General features: G+C 66.4%; 20 protein-coding genes and 1 riboswitch. Of the genes, 9 read left to right on the forward strand and 11 right to left on the reverse strand.

Translation table 11 applies throughout. The features are described 5' to 3' along the window. The first annotated feature begins 47 nt into the window (after positions 1-47). The 4 genes from rfbA to rfbD are packed head-to-tail and all read left to right on the forward strand — an operon-like array spanning position 48 to position 3,426. Positions 48-926: a glucose-1-phosphate thymidylyltransferase RfbA gene (gene rfbA, locus SAZ01S_RS09525; protein WP_084582033.1), complete on the forward strand. Its 879-nt coding sequence runs from the start codon at positions 48-50 to the stop codon at positions 924-926. Beyond that, positions 923-1,489: a dTDP-4-dehydrorhamnose 3,5-epimerase gene (rfbC, locus tag SAZ01S_RS09530; RefSeq protein WP_084582034.1), complete on the forward strand. Its 567-nt coding sequence runs from the start codon at positions 923-925 to the stop codon at positions 1,487-1,489. Before rfbA ends, rfbC begins: the two co-directional genes overlap by 4 nt. A gap of 3 nt (positions 1,490-1,492) precedes the next feature. Further along, positions 1,493-2,554 carry a dTDP-glucose 4,6-dehydratase gene (gene rfbB / locus SAZ01S_RS09535; RefSeq protein WP_084582035.1) on the forward strand — a complete coding sequence of 354 codons (1,062 nt, stop codon included), beginning with the start codon at positions 1,493-1,495 and terminating at the stop codon, positions 2,552-2,554. Further along, positions 2,554-3,426, forward strand: a complete 873-nt coding sequence (rfbD, locus tag SAZ01S_RS09540) for a dTDP-4-dehydrorhamnose reductase (protein WP_084582036.1) — start codon at positions 2,554-2,556, stop codon at positions 3,424-3,426. Before rfbB ends, rfbD begins: the two co-directional genes overlap by 1 nt. On the opposite strand, the gene SAZ01S_RS09545 is transcribed toward rfbD, so the two are convergent. Both SAZ01S_RS09545 and SAZ01S_RS09550 read right to left on the reverse strand, forming a co-directional pair. Beyond that, positions 3,423-3,644, reverse strand: a complete 222-nt coding sequence (locus SAZ01S_RS09545; RefSeq protein ID WP_084582037.1) for a DUF1289 domain-containing protein — start codon at positions 3,642-3,644, stop codon at positions 3,423-3,425. The genes rfbD and SAZ01S_RS09545 overlap by 4 nt on opposite strands. A gap of 34 nt (positions 3,645-3,678) precedes the next feature. Further along, positions 3,679-4,503: a glycosyltransferase gene (locus tag SAZ01S_RS09550; RefSeq protein ID WP_167693125.1), complete on the reverse strand. Its 825-nt coding sequence runs from the start codon at positions 4,501-4,503 to the stop codon at positions 3,679-3,681. A 258-nt stretch (positions 4,504-4,761) separates the two neighbouring features. On the opposite strand from SAZ01S_RS09550, the gene SAZ01S_RS09555 reads away from it, so the two are divergent. Beyond that, complete coding sequence (locus SAZ01S_RS09555; protein ID WP_084582039.1) at positions 4,762-5,670, forward strand: DMT family transporter; 909 nt, start codon at positions 4,762-4,764, stop codon at positions 5,668-5,670. Positions 5,671-5,729: 59 nt separating this feature from the next. Here SAZ01S_RS09555 and SAZ01S_RS23625 read toward each other — a convergent pair whose 3' ends face one another. From SAZ01S_RS23625 to SAZ01S_RS09570, 4 genes are all read right to left on the reverse strand, one after another. Continuing rightward, positions 5,730-6,521 (reverse strand): DUF7946 domain-containing protein, encoded by a 792-nt coding sequence (locus tag SAZ01S_RS23625; protein ID WP_139810012.1) that lies wholly within the window; start codon positions 6,519-6,521, stop codon positions 5,730-5,732. Positions 6,522-6,622: 101 nt separating this feature from the next. Beyond that, entirely contained in the window at positions 6,623-7,252 is a 630-nt protein-coding gene (locus SAZ01S_RS09560) for a DUF938 domain-containing protein (RefSeq protein WP_084582040.1), read from the reverse strand. Beyond that, positions 7,249-7,752 (reverse strand): CcdC protein domain-containing protein, encoded by a 504-nt coding sequence (locus tag SAZ01S_RS09565; RefSeq protein ID WP_084582041.1) that lies wholly within the window; start codon positions 7,750-7,752, stop codon positions 7,249-7,251. Before SAZ01S_RS09565 ends, SAZ01S_RS09560 begins: the two co-directional genes overlap by 4 nt. A 145-nt stretch (positions 7,753-7,897) precedes the next feature. Then, entirely contained in the window at positions 7,898-8,668 is a 771-nt protein-coding gene (locus tag SAZ01S_RS09570) for a helix-turn-helix transcriptional regulator (RefSeq protein ID WP_084582089.1), read from the reverse strand. 80 nt (positions 8,669-8,748) lie between these two features. Between SAZ01S_RS09570 and SAZ01S_RS09575 the strand changes: the two genes are divergently transcribed. Continuing rightward, on the forward strand, positions 8,749-9,528 hold the full coding sequence (locus SAZ01S_RS09575; protein ID WP_084582042.1) for a class I SAM-dependent methyltransferase: 780 nt from the start codon (positions 8,749-8,751) through the stop codon (positions 9,526-9,528). Positions 9,529-9,754: 226 nt separating this feature from the next. Here SAZ01S_RS09575 and gcvPB read toward each other — a convergent pair whose 3' ends face one another. From gcvPB to SAZ01S_RS09600, 5 genes are all read right to left on the reverse strand, one after another. Next, a complete protein-coding gene (gene gcvPB, locus SAZ01S_RS09580) occupies positions 9,755-11,329 on the reverse strand; it encodes an aminomethyl-transferring glycine dehydrogenase subunit GcvPB (protein ID WP_084582043.1) in 1,575 nt (524 codons plus the stop codon). Beyond that, positions 11,326-12,684, reverse strand: a complete 1,359-nt coding sequence (gene gcvPA / locus SAZ01S_RS09585; protein ID WP_084582044.1) for an aminomethyl-transferring glycine dehydrogenase subunit GcvPA — start codon at positions 12,682-12,684, stop codon at positions 11,326-11,328. The genes gcvPB and gcvPA overlap by 4 nt, the downstream gene beginning before the upstream one ends. 432 nt (positions 12,685-13,116) lie before the next feature. Next, on the reverse strand, positions 13,117-13,488 hold the full coding sequence (gene gcvH, locus SAZ01S_RS09590) for a glycine cleavage system protein GcvH (protein WP_084582045.1): 372 nt from the start codon (positions 13,486-13,488) through the stop codon (positions 13,117-13,119). Position 13,489: 1 nt separating this feature from the next. Further along, the gene (gene gcvT / locus SAZ01S_RS09595; protein ID WP_084582046.1) at positions 13,490-14,650 is read right to left on the reverse strand and encodes a glycine cleavage system aminomethyltransferase GcvT; all 1,161 of its coding nucleotides are present in this window, start codon (positions 14,648-14,650) and stop codon (positions 13,490-13,492) included. Positions 14,651-14,818: 168 nt separating this feature from the next. Further along, positions 14,819-14,909: riboswitch (glycine riboswitch) on the reverse strand. Positions 14,910-15,111: 202 nt separating this feature from the next. Then, complete coding sequence (locus SAZ01S_RS09600) at positions 15,112-15,750, reverse strand: hypothetical protein (RefSeq protein WP_084582047.1); 639 nt, start codon at positions 15,748-15,750, stop codon at positions 15,112-15,114. 121 nt (positions 15,751-15,871) lie between these two features. Here SAZ01S_RS09600 and ispH point away from each other — a divergent pair, with 121 nt between their 5' ends. The 3 genes from ispH to rnhA are packed head-to-tail and all read left to right on the forward strand — an operon-like array spanning position 15,872 to position 18,224. Further along, positions 15,872-16,825: a 4-hydroxy-3-methylbut-2-enyl diphosphate reductase gene (gene ispH, locus SAZ01S_RS09605; RefSeq protein WP_084582048.1), complete on the forward strand. Its 954-nt coding sequence runs from the start codon at positions 15,872-15,874 to the stop codon at positions 16,823-16,825. After that, positions 16,825-17,781, forward strand: a complete 957-nt coding sequence (thrB, locus tag SAZ01S_RS09610) for a homoserine kinase (protein WP_084582049.1) — start codon at positions 16,825-16,827, stop codon at positions 17,779-17,781. The genes ispH and thrB overlap by 1 nt, the downstream gene beginning before the upstream one ends. Then, the gene (rnhA, locus tag SAZ01S_RS09615; RefSeq protein WP_084582050.1) at positions 17,778-18,224 is read left to right on the forward strand and encodes a ribonuclease HI; all 447 of its coding nucleotides are present in this window, start codon (positions 17,778-17,780) and stop codon (positions 18,222-18,224) included. The genes thrB and rnhA overlap by 4 nt, the downstream gene beginning before the upstream one ends. The last annotated feature ends 8 nt before the right edge of the window (positions 18,225-18,232 follow it).

The raw sequence follows: 18,232 nt of genomic DNA on the forward strand, positions 1-18,232 counted from the left end.
TTCGTTGCAGTTGCGGGCTCAGGTCCCGCCCCAAGGGGGAGTATTGAATGAAGGGCATCATCCTTGCGGGGGGCAGCGGCACGCGCCTCTACCCTGCAACGCTGTCGATCTCGAAGCAGCTGCTTCCCGTCTATGACAAGCCCATGATCTTCTATCCGCTGTCGGTGCTGATGCTCACGGGCATCCGGGATATCCTGATCATCTCCACCCCGCGCGACCTGCCGATGTTCCAGGCGCTGCTCGGTGACGGATCGGCGTTCGGCATCAACCTCAGCTATGCCGAACAGCCCGCGCCGAACGGCCTTGCAGAAGCGTTCATCATCGGTGCCGATTTCGTCGGCAACGATCCCAGCGCGCTGATCCTCGGCGACAACATCTATCACGGCGAAAAGATGGGCGAACGCTGCCAGGCCGCGGCTGCCCAAGCAGCGCAGGGCGGGGCCAATGTCTTCGCCTATCATGTCGACGATCCCGAGCGCTACGGCGTCGTCGCGTTCGATCCCGAAACGGGCGTCGCGACCAGCGTCGAGGAGAAGCCGGCGACGCCCAAGTCCAACTGGGCGATCACCGGCCTCTATTTCTACGACAAGGACGTTGTCGAGATCGCCAAGTCGATCCAGCCCTCGGCGCGCGGCGAGCTCGAGATCACCGACGTCAACCGCACCTATCTGGAGCGCGGCGACCTGCACATCACCCGGCTCGGCCGCGGCTACGCCTGGCTCGACACCGGCACGCATGACAGCCTGCACGATGCCGGCTCGTTCGTCCGCACGCTCGAGCATCGTACCGGCGTGAAGATCGCCTGCCCCGAGGAAATCGCCTTCGAGTCCGGCTGGCTCGGCGCCGAGGATCTGCTCAAGCGCGCCGCCGGGCTCGGCAAGACCGGCTACGCATCCTATCTCCGCAAGCTGGTGGCTACCGCATGACCCAGGTTCATCACCACGAACTCTCCGGCGTGATCGAGTTCACGCCCCCCAAATATGGCGATCATCGCGGCTTCTTCTCCGAGGTGTTCAAGCAGTCGGTGCTCGATGCCGAGGGCGTCGAGGCGCGCTGGGTGCAGGACAATCAAAGCTTCTCGGCAGCCCCGGGCACGATCCGCGGCCTGCACCTGCAGGCGCCGCCCTTCGCCCAGGCCAAGCTGGTCCGCGTGCTGCGCGGCGCGATCTACGACGTCGCCGTCGACATCCGCCGCGGCTCGCCCACCTACGGCAAGTGGGTGGGCGTCGAGCTCTCGGCGGAAAAGTGGAACCAGCTGCTGGTTCCCGCCGGCTATGCCCACGGCTTCATGACGCTCGTTCCGGATTGCGAGATCCTCTACAAGGTCAGCGCCAAATATTCGAAGGATTCGGAAATGGCGATCCGCTGGGACGATCCGGATCTCGCCATCACCTGGCCGGACATCGGCGTCGAGCCCGTGCTCTCCGAAAAGGACGCGGTCGCCACCCCGTTCGCCGCGTTCAACACCCCCTTCTTCTATCAGGGCTGAGCCATGCAGCAGACCTTCCTCGTCACCGGCGGTGCCGGCTTCATCGGCTCGGCGGTGGTGCGCCATCTCGTCCGCCAGGGCGCGCGCGTCATCAATCTCGACAAGCTCACCTATGCCGGCAACCCGGCCTCGCTGACCGCGATCGAGAACGCGCCCAATTACCGCTTCGTCCATGCCGACATCGCCGACACCGCGACGATCCTGCCGCTGCTCCGCGAAGAGCAGGTCGACGTCGTGATGCACCTCGCCGCCGAGAGCCACGTCGATCGCTCGATCGACGGCCCGGGCGAGTTCATCGAGACAAATGTCGTCGGGACCTTCAAGCTGCTCCAGGCGGCGCTGCAATATTGGCGCGAGCTGGAAGGCGAGAAGCGCGACGGCTTCCGCTTCCACCACATCTCCACCGACGAGGTGTTCGGCGACCTGCCGTTCGACAGCGGCATCTTCACCGAAGAGACGCCCTATGATCCCTCCTCGCCCTATTCGGCGTCGAAGGCGGCGAGCGACCATCTGGTCCGTGCCTGGGGCCACACCTATGGCCTGCCGGTGGTGCTGTCGAACTGCTCGAACAATTACGGGCCGTTCCACTTCCCCGAAAAGCTGATCCCGCTCACCATCCTCAACGCGCTCGAGGGCAAGCCGCTGCCCGTCTATGGCAAGGGTGAGAATATCCGCGACTGGCTGTATGTCGACGATCACGCCAAGGCGCTCGCCACCATCGCCACCACCGGCAAGGTCGGCCAGAGCTACAATGTCGGCGGCCGCAACGAGCGGACCAATCTTCAGGTGGTCGAGACAATCTGCGACCTGCTCGACCAGCGCATTCCCCTGCCCGACGGCAGAAAGCGCCGCGAGCTGATCACCTTCGTCACCGATCGCCCGGGGCATGACCGCCGCTACGCGATCGACGCAACTAAGCTCGAGACCGAGCTGGGCTGGAAGGCCGAGGAGAATTTCGACACCGGCATCGCCGCGACGATCGACTGGTATCTCGCCAACGAATGGTGGTGGGGCCCGATCCGCTCCGGCAAATATGCCGGCGAGCGGCTGGGGCAGACCGCCTGATGCGCATCCTCGTCACCGGCAAGGACGGCCAGGTCGCGCAGGCGCTGGCCGAGCAGGCCAAGGGCCATGAACTGGTCTTCGCCGCCCGGCCCGAGTTCGACCTCGCCCAGCCGGCGACGATCGAGGCGACGGTGGCGCGGGTGCATCCCGACCTGATCGTCTCGGCTGCGGCCTATACCGCGGTCGACAAGGCCGAGAGCGAGCCCGAGATCGCGATGGCGATCAACGGCGACGGCCCCGGCGTGCTCGCGCGCGCGGGTGCCAAGATCGGGGCACCGATCATCCACCTTTCGACCGACTATGTGTTCGACGGCAGCCTCGATCGGCCCTGGCGCGAGGACGATGCCACCGGCCCGCTCGGCGTCTACGGCGCGACCAAGCTGGCCGGCGAGCAGGCGGTACAGGCCTCGGGCGCAGACCATGCGGTGGTGCGGCTCGCCTGGGTCTACAGCCCGTTCGGCAACAATTTCGTCAAGACGATGCTGCGCCTTGCCGAGACGCGCGACGCGCTGAACGTGGTGGAAGACCAGCAGGGCTGCCCCAGCTCGGCGCTCGACATCGCTACCGCGATCCTCGCGGTGGTGCAGCGCTGGCAGCAGGATGGCGCCACCAAGGGCCTCTATCATTTCGCGGGATCGGGCGAGACCAACTGGGCGGCATTCGCCCGCGCGATCTTTGCAGAGAGCGCCCGGCATGGCGGCCCGACGGCAACGGTCACCGGCATCCCGAGCTCCGGCTATCCCACGCCGGCCAAGCGCCCGGCCAATTCGCGGCTAGACTGCAGCCGGTTCACCGAGACCTTCGGCTACCGCGCACCGGCCTGGGAGGACTCGCTGGCGCGAGTGGTGGAGCGGCTGCTCGTCCAGGCCTAGGGCGCGGCGTCGCCGCTGCGATACGCCTGCTCGCGGGCGGGAAGCTGGGCGAGAAGCGCCCGCTTCTCGCGCCGGCTATAGGAGCGCCACGCAGCGATTTCGTCCCGCCGCCGCCAGCAGCCGACGCAGAGATCCTGCGTCATGTCGATCCGGCAGATCTTGCGGCACGGCGATTCCGGCTCCGGCGGAAAGAGGCGATCGATCAGCCCGTGCAACATCGTTCCCGCCTCCTGCGCGGCGCCCCCGTTCCTTTTACTTGCCGTGGTGGTCGCGCACCAGCATCACCGCCGGCTTGATCACCTTGATCGCCACTTCGCGCAGCGCGCGTCCGGGTGCGGCGACCAGCCGATCGAACAGGATGTCGCCGCCATGGACGCGTTCCGCGGCAACGTCGTCGCGCATCTTGAAGGAATCGATGACCGCGGTGTCGGACACCAGCTTGCCCTTGATCCGATTGGTGACGTTCTCGCCGTGCACCACCTGCAGCCATACCGGGCGGCCGGCCACCTGCTTGATCGTCCACTTCTCGCCGAGCTCGTGATGGGCCTTGGCCCAGATCGTCTCGACTTCCGCCAAATCGCGCTCGACCAGCGAGGTGAACGGGTTGCTCTGGTCGCTGGCGGAGTAGAGCCGGCCCCGTCGCATCGCGATGCCATGGGTGAAGTTGAGCACGGTCTGCGCCGGCGCGTCCTGCGCCGCCGCCTGCACCCGCGCGACGAAATCGTCGGAGACGGCGTCGTCATTGTCGAGCCGGGTGGTGACGATCAGGTCCTCGTCCGGCGTGCCCAGCGCGCGGACGTCCTCGGCGATCAGCGCCTTGTCGAACAGCGCGACGAAGCGCGGCGTGAAATTGTAGATCTGCCGGTCGCGCTCGATCCGCTCGCGGAACTCGGCGGGCGTGTCCTTGTCGAAATAGATCAGCCAGTGGAAGTTGCGGTTCTTCTGCCCGGCGATGCTCGGCAGGCAGAACTGCTCGAACAGGCCGAACCGGCGATCGAGCCAACCCGGCGAGTTGCGGATCGCGACCTCGCGGCCGCGGCTGGCGATGTTGAAGCGCGTCAGAATTACGTGAAGCATCGATGTGTCAGCCCCGCTATGCGACAGCAAAAATGTTCGGCACCGCGGATCGATCCCCGGGAGCGGCGGCAGCACCGCAGCGGACCGGCGGCTGAGCCATGCTGCACGGGCTACCCCCTTGTTCTTGCCGTTCCTTTGTTCGGGTACGGGATAATGCCGGGCCGGGCAACCGGGGATTGCTGCGCTGCGCCATGCGCCGCTTTTCCGCATCGATAAAACGGCTTGCCGCCCGCCGCCCCCTTCCCTAACCCTCGCCCCGTGCCCGAAGCCCGACCCGACCGCATCGCCACCGGCCTGGCCCTCCGCCTCTTTGCCATCGCCTGCATGTCGACGATGTCGGCGCTCATCAAGATGTCGGAACTGCGCGGGGCCTCGCTGATCGAGACGATGTTCCACCGCCAGCTCTGGGCGGTGCCGCTGGTGACCCTGTGGGTGGCGATGGGCCCCGGCCTCAAGTCATTGAAGACGCAGCGCTTCGGCGCGCATGCCTGGCGTACCGCGGTGGGCCTGACCGGCATGATCTTCACTTTCGGCGCGGTGATCCTGCTGCCGCTGGCCGAGGCGCAGACCTTCCAGTTCACCGTGCCGATCTTCGCGACGCTGCTCGGCGCGCTGATCCTGGGCGAGCCGACCGGCTGGCATCGCTGGGGCGCGGTGATCCTGGGCTTTGTCGGCGTGCTGATCGTCGTCCAGCCCGGCCAGCAGGCGATCCCGATCTTTGGCGCCTTCGTGGGCCTGATGGCGGCGCTGTTCGTGGCGATCGTCGCGATCACGCTGCGCCAGATCGGCAAGACGGAGAGCGCCGGCACCACCGTGTTCTGGTTCTCCTTGCTGTCGGTGCCGGTGCTCGGCGCGATCTACGCCTTCAACTTCCGCCCGCACGACCTCCAGACCTGGGCGATCCTGATCGCCACGGGCCTTGTCGGCGGCGTCGGCCAGCTCGCGCTCACCGGCGCGATGCGCTTCGCCCCCGTCTCTGCCGTAGTGCCGATGGACTATTCGGGGCTGATCTGGGCGACGCTCTATGGCTGGCTGCTGTTCGACGTGTTCCCGACCTTCTCGACCTGGCTCGGCGCGCCGGTGATCATCGCCAGCGGACTCTACATCGTCTATCGCGAGCAGAAGCTCGCGCGCGGCCAGGCTAGCTACGCCGAAACGCCACTATGAGGTTGTTGGCGGGCATCGCCACCCGCCAACAACCTAAAGCTGCTTAGCTACTAAGCATGCTACTCAACATCGGATACGTCGACCGCCTTGAAAATGATAACTCTCTTCAACCGGCCATCGATCGCCTCAACCCGCGTGAACCAAATCCGAGTAGGTGCAGGCTTGTTATTCGCATAACGGTCTAGGCACCGCGACAAAACAGTCATTGTCTCAGGGTCCGCATCGGACGAAACCCTAAATGGAACAGTGCGCTTCAAATCATGAAAATACGCCCGCCCTGTTCTATCATTCACATTTAATGCAGATACAGAAACATCCTGGAAGTCATCATCACCGTCAACACTGTCAAGAAGATAATTTTTTGAAGCCTGATCCAGTTTAATGATGACTTTTTTGGAATTAATTTCCTCAATGACGATCTCGTGAGCAGTTTCACCGATACCGTAGTGAGCCTTCTTCAATGCAGGCTCTACTGCCTCAATGAGTGCTTCAATATCGCCCCCACGTTCACGGTTAAGTTTTTGCACCTCTGCACTTACTGCAGTTGGCTCTTCACCAATAGCCCGGCCGATCGACAATTTTGCGAGATCGTAAACTGCGTTAGTACTAAGACCTAACGCGAGAGAGCCCGTGATGGAGAGGGCCACTTTCCAATTGAAGCTCCCCTCTTCAGTACCTTCGAGGAAAAATTTTACATTCGTATCAAATGGATACCGATGGCGAACAGTGCCTGTAGCAGCATAATGCCCGATCAGAGCCAACGCTCTGGCCACACCGGCAGCACTTTCGATTCCAGCAAAAGCATCAAGATGTCCTTCGTCAGCATCTTTGCCACGAAAACTGATGATCAACTCCCCGCTCACTTTACCCCCCAGTTTTTGTAACCTGCCCAAGCATAAACAAGGCAGGATCAGTAATTCTACAAAAATCTCTTGGATGATAAATAGGGAGGCTAGCTACGCCGAAACGCCACTATGAGGTTGTTGGCGGGCATCGCCACCCGCCGCTCGAACGCCAGCCCCTGCGCTTCCGCCGCCGCGATCACCTCGTCCAGCAAGCGCAGCCCCCAGGCCGGATCGCGTGCGCGCAGTGACTGGTCGAACGCCTCGTTCGAAGGCGCGGTAGGCACGCCGGTCTCGCGATAGGGGCCATAGAGGATCAGCGGGGCGCCCGGCGGCAACAGCCGCCCCGCCCCCGCCATCAACCCCAGCGTCGCCGCCCAGGGGCTGATATGGACCATGTTGATGCACAGGATCGCATCGGCATGCCCGACCGGCCATGTCGCCGCCGCCGCATCGAGCGCGATCGGCGGGCGGACGTTTGCCAGCCCGTTGCACCACGACGCGATCGAGGCGAGCGCATCCGGGTCCGGATCGCTCGGATGCCATTCGAGCCTGGGGAAATGCTCGGCGAAATAAGCGCAATGCTCGCCGCTGCCGCTCGCCACTTCGAGGACGCGGCCAGCCATGGGCAGCAGTTCGCCGAGCATCGTCGCGATCGCCGCGCGGTTGCGCAGCGTCGCCGGGGCATGCCGCCGCACGCCTTCGGGCGGGGCGAGCCAGCTGCGGTCGCCGTCGTTCATAGGGCAGCGCGCGCCTGGGCGAGCAGCCGCTTGCCCCGCAGATACATCTCCACCCGCATCGCGCTGAACAGCCCCAGCGCCATCGTCCCGAAGGCCTGGGTCAACAGCATCACGTTCAGGTGCAGCGCCGAGCCCTCGGCCTGGCCGATGAACTTGATCGCGATCAGCGCGACGATGAACAGCAGCCCGCCGATCGACGCCTTCTGGTTGAGCTGGTGCGTGGCGGGATCGACCGAGAGGTGCATCAGCTTGCCTCGCTGCCACCCCAGCCCCACGCCCACCGCCAGCGCCGCCGCGCACAGCGCCCAGCCGCCGAGGCTCGGCTGCGCCTGGACGAACAGGCTGGCGACGAGCAGCGCGTAGAGGCTGGGGATGATCCACAGCCGCTCCAGGGTAAGCGGCCGCGCCTTCGACATGCGGCGGATGCGGAGCGCGAGGATCAGCCCCACGACGAGCGCGGTGATGCCGTAGCGGATCAGGTGCGGCGTATCGAACTGCATGGCGGAGTCCCCCGGGTGCGATGCGGTGCAGCATAAGGGGAAGTGCGGCGGGGTCAAAATGCTGTGGTGCCAAGCCGCGCCGTCATCATGATTCCCGGCGCCTTCCGGCACGATCGACATCCCGGAGGCGCGCGAGTCCCGGTTTTTAGACTGGCATCAGCGCCACCAATTTATGATCCGGACGTTCACCCGCGTTGAACGTATGCTGGGAAAAGCTGAGCGGCCCGTCCAACGGATGAACGAATGTCCGGATCCCGCCTTCCCGCGCCGAGACGCTTTGCGAATCCCACTCCTGGGCGAACAGTTCGGACCTCGCGCGCAAATCCTTGGCCAGACCGTCCAGGAAAGGATCGTTCATTCGTCGCACGCAATCGGCCCGAAACTCGGCTAGCACCCGGCGGGCGCGCTGCTCCCAGTCCGGCAGGAGCATCTTGGCCGATGGCGACAGAAACGTGTAGCGCAGCAGATTGCGCTCACCGCACGGTCCAAGCCAGCCCGTGAACAAGCGCTCGGCGGCCGAATTCCAACAACTCGCGTTCCAAAGACGATCGAGTCCATAAGCCGGAACCGATAGCGTCCCGACGAGCGCGGCCACCGAGGCAGGTGCCGTCGCAACCGTCGAGATCATGGGTTCGGCGGGATCACGGCGGCCGCCCAGTTCGAACAAATAGCAACGCTCCGCCGGCGTTAGCGCGAGCGCCTCCGCGATGCGCGAGAGCGTCTCGGCGGAAACACTGACTTCGCGACCTTGCTCAATCCAGGCGCACCATGTCACGCCGATCCCGGCAAGGGCCGCCAGTTCCTCACGGCGCAACCCCGGCGTCCGCCGGCGCCGGACCACCACCTCCGGCTTCATCCGCTCGCGGTGCGACCGGATGAAGCTTCCGAGCAGCTTACGTCGTTCTTCGCTGGTCATGGGAGTCATTATAACAGGATAAACGCTTATCTTGTACCAGTCTAAACGCGTGACAGAGAGGGTATCGAGGAGGACATGACATGACCCGTTCCCAAGATGCCGTCGTCGAAGCCCAGTTCGGCAGCCAAGCCGCAGCCTATGTCGCCAGCAACGTCCATTCCAGCGGCGAGGACCTCGCCGCGCTGGCCAAGATCTGCGCCGAGTTGCGCCCCGGTCGGGCGCTGGATATTGGTACGGGCGGCGGGCACGTCGCCTATCTACTGGCGCAGCACGCGCGCTCCGTCGTCGCCGTCGACCTGTCGCCTGGAATGCTTGATGTCGTCGCGCAGACCGCATGCGAAAGGGGCCTCTCGAACATCGAGACAACGAAAGCGCCAGCTGAACGCCTGCCCTTTGAAGATGCGTCGTTTGATCTGGTGGCCTGCCGCTACTCGGCGCACCATTGGAGCGATCTGGACGCCGGCCTGCGGGAAGCCCTGCGCGTACTGAAACCAGGGTGCCCCGCAATCTTCGTTGACGTCATATCGCCCGCAGTCCCGGCGCTCGACACGCACCTGCAAGCAGTCGAGCTGCTGCGCGATCCGTCGCATGTGCGGAATTACAGTGAAGCCGAGTGGACCGCTGCTCTGGCTCGCGCAGGATTTCGCGTGCGTCGTGCCGAGACGCGCCGCATTCGAATGGACTACCCCTCCTGGGTCGGTCGGATGCGGACCTCCGAGGCGCATCAGGCGGCCATTCGATCGCTCCAGCAGCAAGCTTCGGCACAGACTGCCACCTATTTCTCGATCGAAGCCGATGGTTCGTTTTCGATCGATGCTTTGCAGATCGAAGCATCCGCTTGCCGAACGCGGCAGCGCTGAAAGGTGCTCCGCGCGCGCCGCAGCCCTCTACGCCGGCTTGAGCGGGTCGAGCGGGTCGTCGAAGCGGCAGCCTGAGGCGAAATGGGGTGCGGACCTTCCCGCCTTCGTGGCTGTGGCGCGATAGGTCTCGCAAATGCGATAGCACCCGAACGCAAAACGCCGGCTGGAAGCGGGGGCTTCCAGCCGGCGTGTGCGACCCTCTCTCGGGGGGTAACGGGTCGGGGGCTTACTCGGCCGCTTCGGCCGGTGCCGCGTCCTTATAGGCCAGCACCGGCTTGCGCGCGGCGAGCGTCTCGTCGAGGCGGCGGCGGGGGGCGAAGTGCGGGGCGCTCTTCAGCGCCGCCTCGCCCTGCTTGGCCTTCATCGCGACGTTGCGGAACGCGCCGATGAACTGGTCGAGCGCCGCCTTGCTCTCCGTCTCGGTCGGCTCGACCAGCATCGCGCCGTGGACGACGAGCGGGAAATACACCGTCATCGGGTGATAGCCCTCGTCGATCAGCCCCTTGGCGATGTCGAGCGTCGAGAAGCCCTCGGGCAGGCCCTTGTCGCTGAAGATCGCCTCATGCATGCACGGGCCGGTCTTGGCGAAGGGCGCGTCGAGCACGTCCTCCATCGACCGCAGCACGTAATTGGCGTTGAGCACCGAATCCTCGGCGACCTGGCGCAGGCCGTCGGCGCCGTGGCTGAGGATATAGGTCAGCGCGCGGGTGAACATGCCCATCTGGCCGTGGAAGGCGGTCATCCGGCCGAAGGTGCCGGCATGATGCTCCTCGGCAGTCTCCTCCTCGACGAGGCGGTAGCCGTCCGCGGTCTTCTCGACAAACGGCAGCGGCGCATAGGGCGCCAGCGCCGCCGACAGCACAACGGGGCCCGAACCCGGACCGCCGCCGCCATGCGGGGTGGAGAAGGTCTTGTGGAGGTTGATGTGCATCGCATCGACGCCGAGATCGCCCGGGCGGACCCGGCCGACGATCGCGTTGAAGTTGGCGCCGTCGCAATAGACATAGCCGCCGGCGGCATGGACCGCGTCGGAAATGTCCTTGAGGTCCGGCTCGAACAGCCCGCAGGTGTTCGGGTTGGTGATCATCACGCCCGCGATGTCCGGCCCCAGCCGCGCCTTGAGCGCCGCCACGTCGACCCGGCCTTCGGGCGTCGCGGGGATGTCCTCCACCGCGAAGCCGGCGAACGCCGCCGTCGCCGGGTTGGTGCCGTGCGCGCTCTCCGGCACCAGCATGATGCGGCGCGCGGTCTCGCCCTTGGCGTCGAGCGCGGCGCGGATCGCCAGCACGCCGCACAGCTCGCCGTGGGCACCCGCCTTGGGGCTCATCGCCACCGCCTGCATGCCGGTAAGCGTGATCAGCCAGTGCGCGAGCTGGTCGATCGCCTCCAGCGCGCCCTGCACGGTATCGACCGGCTGGAGCGGGTGGATGTCGGCGAAGCCCGGCAGGCGCGCCATCCGCTCGTTGAGGCGCGGATTGTGCTTCATCGTGCAGCTGCCCAGCGGGAACAGGCCGAGGTCGATGGCATAGTTCTGGCGGCTGAGGCGGGTATAGTGGCGCACCGTCTCCGGCTCGGACAGGCCCGGCAGGCCGATCGGCTTGCTCCGCTCCATGCCGGCAAGGCGCGACTTGCCCGCAGGGGCTTCGCCGAAATCGACGCCGGTGGTGTCGGTGGAGCCGATCTCGAAGATCAGCGCCTCTTCCAGCATCAGCGCGCGGTTGCCGGTGAAGGTGCCCTCGGCGCTCTCGCCGCCCTGCGACGGCGTGGTGGGGCGCCAGCCCGACGGATTGATCGTGCTCATGCCAGCACCTCCTCGAGTGCGGAGGCAAGCGTCTCGACGTCCTCCTCCGTGGTGGTTTCGGTGACCGCGACGACGAGCCCGTTCTCCAGCTCCGTCACGCCCGGATAGAGGCGGCCGAGCGACACGCCGGCCAGGATGCCCTTGTCGGCCAGCTGGCGGACGACGGGGCGCGCTTCCTTCGACAGCTTCAGGGTGAATTCGTTGAAGAATCGGTCGGTGACCAGCTCGACCCCGTCCACTTCGGCCAGGCGGTCGGCGGCGGCGCTGGCGCCGACATGGTTGAGCTCGGCGAGCTGGCGCAGGCCCTTCTCGCCCAAGAGCGTCATGTGCACCGACATGGCGAGCGCGCACAGCACCGAGCTGGTGCAGATGTTCGACGTCGCCTTTTCGCGGCGGATATGCTGCTCGCGGGTGGAGAGCGTCAGCACGAAGCCGCGCTTGCCGCTGGCGTCGACGGTCTCGCCACAGAGGCGGCCGGGCATCTGGCGGACCAGCTTTTCCGAGCAGGCGAACAGGCCGACATAGGGCCCGCCGAACTGCAGGCCGACGCCGAGCGACTGGCCCTCGCCGACGACGATGTCCGCGCCCATCTCGCCCGGCGCCTTGATCGCCCCCAGCGCCACCGGCTCGGTGACGACGGCGATCAGCAGCGCCTTCTTGGCGTGGCAGGCATCGGCGAGGGCCGACATGTCCTCGATGCGGCCGAGAATGTCCGGATACTGGACGACGACGCACGAGGTGTCGGCGTCGATCGCGTTGATCAGGTCGAGCGTGTCGGGCTCGGGGCTGAACGTCGGCACGCCGGTGACGAGCTGGTCGCCGGTGAAACGCGCCATCGTCTTGGCGACCGAGACATAATGCGGGTGCAGGCCGCCCGAGAGGATCGCCTTGCCGCGCTTGGTGACGCGCCGCGCCATCGAGATCGCTTCCCAGCACGCCGTCGAGCCGTCGTACATCGAGGCATTGGCGACGTCGCAGCCGAGCAGCCGGGCGATCTGGCTCTGGAACTCGAACATCATCTGCAGCGTGCCCTGCGCGATTTCCGGCTGGTAGGGCGTGTAGGCGGTGAGGAACTCGCCGCGCTGGATGAGGTGATCGACCGAGGCCGGCACATGGTGGCGATAGGCCCCTGCCCCGAGGAAGAACGGCGCCTCACCGGCGGCGAGGTTCTTGGCGGCCAGGCGAGTCATGTGGCGTTCGACCGCGAGCTCCGACGCGTGCATCGGCAGGCCGGCGATCGGTCCGCTGAGGCGGGCGCTTTCGGGCACGTCGACGAACAGATCGTCGATCGACTGGGCGCCGATCGTGCCAAGCATCGCCTGACGGTCGGCCGGGGTAAGGGGCAGGTAGCGCATCGACTGTCCTACTCTACCTCCCGCAATCGGGAGGGATGATGGGTTGGGATCGAGGCGATCCCATCTTGCTTCATTTCCTCCCCCTTGACGGGGGAGGATAGCGGAGCTTGGCGGCTTGCCGCCTAGCGCAGCTTGGAGAGGGTGAGCGGTTGCGCAGCAACCGCGCGATTTGCGCTTGCAAATCGCCCCCCTCTCCCTCCCACCGCCTGGGGCGGCGGGCCCCTCCCTCCCCCGCGAGGGGGGAGGGGGAGAGAGATCTATGCCCCTCCCACTTCTAAGCCCCTCCCCTTCAGGGGAGGGGTTGGGGGGTGGGGCCGGCGGCGGCGGGGGCTCGATGCCCCCGGCGGCGCCTGTACGCTTGGAGATCAGGACGCTCGCTAATCGCTCGCGCCCACCCCAACCCCTCCCCTGAAGGGGAGGGGCTACGTCACATCACAGCTTGCTTACGAACGCCTGGTACTTGGCCTCGTTCATCAGGCCTTCCAGCTCACTCTCGTCGCTGAGCGTCATCTTGAAGAACCAGCCTTCGCCTTCCGGATCCTCGTTCACCAGCGCGGGGTTGTCGGCGAGGTCGGCATTGCCCTCGACGACGGTGCCCGATACCGGCGCGTACACGTCCGACGCCGCCTTCACGCTCTCGACAACGGCGGCATCGTCGCCCTTGCTCAGTTCCTTGCCCTCGTCGGGCACTTCGACGAACACGATGTCGCCGAGCTGGCTCTGGGCATATTCGGTGATGCCGACCGTCGCGACGTCGCCGTCGACTTCGATCCACTCATGGTCTTCGGTAAAATAACGGCTCATGTCACGCTCCCTTTCGGACATAGCGGTGGGGTACGAAGGGCATCGCAACGACCTCCGCGGAATGCTGCTTGCCCCGCTGGACAAGCGTAATCTTGGTGCCGGCCGCTGCAAGGGCCGACGGCACATAGGCCATCGCGATCGGCTTCTGTACGCTGGGCGCAAACCCGCCCGAAGTGACCTTGCCGACTTCCGCGCCGGAAGCATCGACCACCGCCGCGCCCTCGCGCACCGGCTGGCGGCCCTCGACGATCAGGCCGACGCGCTTCATCGCGCTGCCCTGTTCGCGCTCGGCGAGGATGCGCTCGGCACCGGCAAAGCCACCTTCCTCGCGGCGGCGCTTCGAGAGCGCGAAGCCGAGATCGGCGGCGACCGGCGTGGTCTCCAGATCGAGGTCATGGCCGTAGAGTGGCAGCCCGGCTTCCAGGCGCAGCGAGTCGCGCGCACCCAGGCCGATCGGCTTCACTTCCGGCTGCGCGGTGAGCGCGTCGGCGAACGCCTCCGCCGCCTCGCCCGGCAGCGAAATCTCGTAGCCGTCCTCGCCGGTATAGCCCGAGCGGCTGACCCAGAGCGGATTGCCGTTCCATTCGAACGCCGCGGCGGTCATGAACACCAGCTTCTCGACGCCCGGCAGCACGCGGGCGAGCGCGGTGACCGCCTCCGGCCCCTGCAGCGCCAGCAGCGCCTGGTCCTCGAGATGGTTGATCGTCACTTCGTCGGGCAGGAACTCGCGGAACACGCCCAGATCGTCCCACTTGGTCGCGCCATTGACGACCATGTAGATCGTGCCGCCCTCGATCTCGAAGGCGTTGTCGGCGGGCAGGCGGGTCATCATCAGGTCGTCATGGATGCCGCCCTCTTCGCTGAGCAGCAGCGAATAGCGCATCCGGCCCTCGCCCAGACCCTTCACGTCGCCCGGCAACAGCTTTTCGAGGCCGGCGTCGAACTCGACGCCCGAGAAGAGCAGCTGGCCCATATGGCTGACGTCGAACAGCCCGGCATGCTCGCGCGTCCAGAGATGCTCGGCCATGATGCCTTCATACTGGACCGGCATCGCATAGCCCGCGAACGGGACCATCCGGCCGCCGCGCGCGCGGTGCCAGGCGTCGAGCGGCAGCGTCTCGATCGGCAGGTCGGTGGCGGTGTCTTCGGCGGCTTCGCTCATCGGGGCACTCCGGGCATCAAGGGTTCAACGGCGCGCATGGAGCCGAAGCCCTTCGCAACACCATCGCCCCCTCTGTCACGGAACCTGAGAGCTTTCGCGCGGGTTTGGGCCCGGCTTACCCCTTCGGTGGAGCCCAGCCGCTATGGCCGTCTCGCTTTCCAGAGTGTCGTGGCCTGCGCGGTCCTCGGTGCCTGAGAGATTCCGGGGCGGTTGCTCCTTCGGCGATCCGGCGAACCGGATTCTCTCCCGCGCATGCCCATGCCGGTTGCCCGGCATCGACGCTGGCGAGCCTTGGCGGCAGGGCTTGTCGGAGTCAATCGGGATTGAGGGTAAATCTGGGCAGAACCTGCTCCCCTCCCGCTTGCGGGAGGGGTCGGGGGAGGGATCGACGTGGAAGTAGCGCCCAGCCGCTCCATCCCCTCCCCTAGCCCCTCCCGCAAGCGGGAGGGGGACTTAGAAGATCACCGCGTCGCGTTGTACTTCAGCTGCTCGTCGGTCAGCTGAAATCCCACCAGCGCCTCGAACGTCGCCGACAGCACCGAGCGACGCACCGCCGGATCGCTCAACGGATCGGTCGCGGCCGATTCCGCGCCGGCCTTGCGCTTCTCGGTCAGGCGGCGGCGGACCTCGTCGGGCAGGGTTGCCGCGGCGTGCGAGACGCTGCTCGTCGCCTGGCCGACCGCGCTGGCGCGGATCTGGCCGGCATCGAAGTGCAGCGTGATGTTGGCGACGCGCTTGGCCTCCACCTGGGTGCCGCCGCGCACCACGGTGAGGAAATAGGGCAGCACCACGTCGCGCGCCGGGCCCGCATCGCGGCGGCGCGCCAGCACGTCGAACTTGATGCCGGTCACCACCTGCGCGCCCGCATCATCGCAGGTCGACTGGACGTTGGTGATCGTCGCCACCACGTCGATCGCGGTCGCCTCGCGGCTGGTCGCGGGGTCGAACAGCGTCACGTCGCCGGTGCCGGCCGGAATCGCCACCGTCGGGCAGGCGGTGCGGACCGCGCTGATGCCGCCCTCGGTAATTTCGCCGGTGCGAGCGCAGCCGCCGGCGGCGAGCAGGATCAGGGCGGGAACGGTGAACTTCGCGACAGACAAGGGTGGGCAACCTTTCGAACCGAACAGCCGCCCCCCATCTCGCACGGACCGGGGCCGGAACGGCGCGCACCATAGGAACCGCCTTCCGCCCGCGCAAGCAATCGCGTAGAGGCTCCACCCGATGGCAAACACCGAAAAGCGTCCCCTGGAGCTGCTGATCGCAGCCCCCCGCGGCTTCTGCGCCGGCGTCGACCGCGCGATCCGCATCGTCGAACTCGCGATCGAGAAATATGGCGCGCCGGTCTATGTCCGGCACGAGATCGTCCACAACAAGTTCGTGGTCGAGAATCTGCGCGCCAAGGGCGCCGTGTTCGTCGAGACGCTGGACCATGTGCCGGACGGCGTGCCGGTGGTCTTCTCCGCCCACGGCGTACCCAAGGCGGTGCCGCACAAGGCCGAGCAGCGCGGCCTTTCCTATCTGGACGCGACCTGCCCGCTGGTCTCCAAGGTGCATCGCCAGGCCGAGCGCCATGTCGCCGCCGGGCGCCACATCCTGTTCGTGGGGCACGAAGGCCATCCCGAGGTGATCGGCACCTTCGGCCAGGTGCCCGAGGGTTCGATGACGCTGGTCGAGACCGAGGCCGACGCCGAATCGGTCGTGGTGCCCGATCCCGAGAACCTCGCCTTCCTGACCCAGACCACACTGTCCGTGGACGATACCGCCGCCGTGCTCGGCATCCTCAAGCGCCGCTTCCCGACGATGCTCGCCCCCGGCGCCGACGACATCTGCTACGCCACCTCCAACCGCCAGGGCGCGGTGAAGGCGATCGCCGAGCAGGCCGAGCTGGTGCTGGTGATCGGCGCGCCCAATTCGTCCAACTCGCTGCGGCTGGTCGAGGTCGCCAAGCGCGGCGGCGCGCGCGCGGTGCTGATCCAGCGCGCCGCCGAGATCGATTTCGCCTGGCTCGAGGGGGTGGCGAAGGTCGGCATCAGCGCCGGTGCCTCGGCGCCCGAGATCCTCGTGCGCGAAGTGGTCGAGCGGATCGGCACGCAGTTCGCGGTCTCCGAGCGCGAGGTCGAGACGGTCGAGGAAAGCGTCGTGTTCAAGCTCCCCCGCGGACTCGAGGCTGCGTAATGGCCGTCTACACGCAGGTTTCGGCCGAGGCGCTCTCCGCGTTTCTCGAGCGCTTCGACGTCGGCGAGCTGGTCTCCGCCAAGGGCATCGCCGAGGGGGTGGAGAACAGCAACTATCTGGTCGACACCACCAAGAGCCGCTTCATCCTGACGCTCTACGAAAAGCGCGTCGACCAGGGCGACCTGCCCTATTTCATGGCGCTGCTCGATCACTGCGCCGATCGCGGGCTGCCGGTGCCCCCGGCAGTGCCCGATCGCGATGGCACGCTGATCCACACGCTGGAGGGCCGCCCGGCCTGCCTGATCCAGTTCCTGTCGGGCGTCTCGGTCTCCCACCCCACCCCGGCGCAGGCGCGCGCGGCAGCGGAGGCGATGGGCAAGATGCACAAGGCCGTCGCCGACTTCCCGCAGGACCGGCCCAACTCGATGGGCGTCGACACCTGGCGCCCGCTGTTCGAGCGCTGCGGCACCAGCCTCAACGAAATCGCGCCGGGGCTGTACGACGAACTCGGCCAGGCGCTGGATCGCGTCACCAAGGCCTGGCCGCGCGGGGGCTTCGATACCTGCGCGATCCATGCCGACCTGTTCCCGGACAATGTGCTGATGCTCGGCAACCGGGTGACCGGGCTGATCGACTTCTACTTCGCCTCCACCGATCTGCGGCTCTACGACCTTGCGGTGATGCACACTGCCTGGGCATTCGATGCGACGGGCGCAAAGTTCGATCCCTATGTCTCCGAAGCGCTGCTCCAGGGCTATGAGACCAGCTACAAGCTGACGGAACAGGAGCGCGCGATCCTGCCGCTGCTGGCGACCGGCGCGTGCATCCGCTTCACCCTGTCGCGTGCCTGGGACTGGCTCAACACCCCCGCCGACGCGCTGGTGACGCGCAAGGACCCGATGGCCTTCTGGCGCCGCGCGCATGTCTATGCCTCGGCACTGGCGGCGCTCGCATGACTGGCGAGCTCCAGCATGTCGAGATCGCGACCGACGGCGCGTGCAAGGGCAATCCCGGCCGTGGCGGCTGGGGCGTGCTGCTGCGCATGGGCGATGTCGAGAAGGAACTCTCCGGCGGCGAGGCGCACACCACCAACAACCGCATGGAGCTGATGGCGGCGATCGAGGGACTGAGGGCCTTGAAGCGCCCGTGCCGGGTGACGCTCTCCACCGACAGCCGCTATGTGATGGACGGCCTGACCAAGTGGATCCATGGCTGGATGAAGAATGGCTGGCGCACCGCCGACAAGAAGCCGGTCAAGAACGCCGATCTCTGGCAGGAACTCCTCGCCGCCGCCAAGCCGCACCGGGTCGAGTGGAAATGGGTGAAGGGCCATGCCGGGCATCCGGACAATGAGCGCGCCGACAAGCTGGCCAGCGACGCGGCGGTCGCGGCAAGATAGACATCGAC

The sequence above is a fragment of the Sphingomonas azotifigens NBRC 15497 genome (assembly GCF_002091475.1).
Taxonomy (GTDB): domain Bacteria; phylum Pseudomonadota; class Alphaproteobacteria; order Sphingomonadales; family Sphingomonadaceae; genus Sphingomonas; species Sphingomonas azotifigens.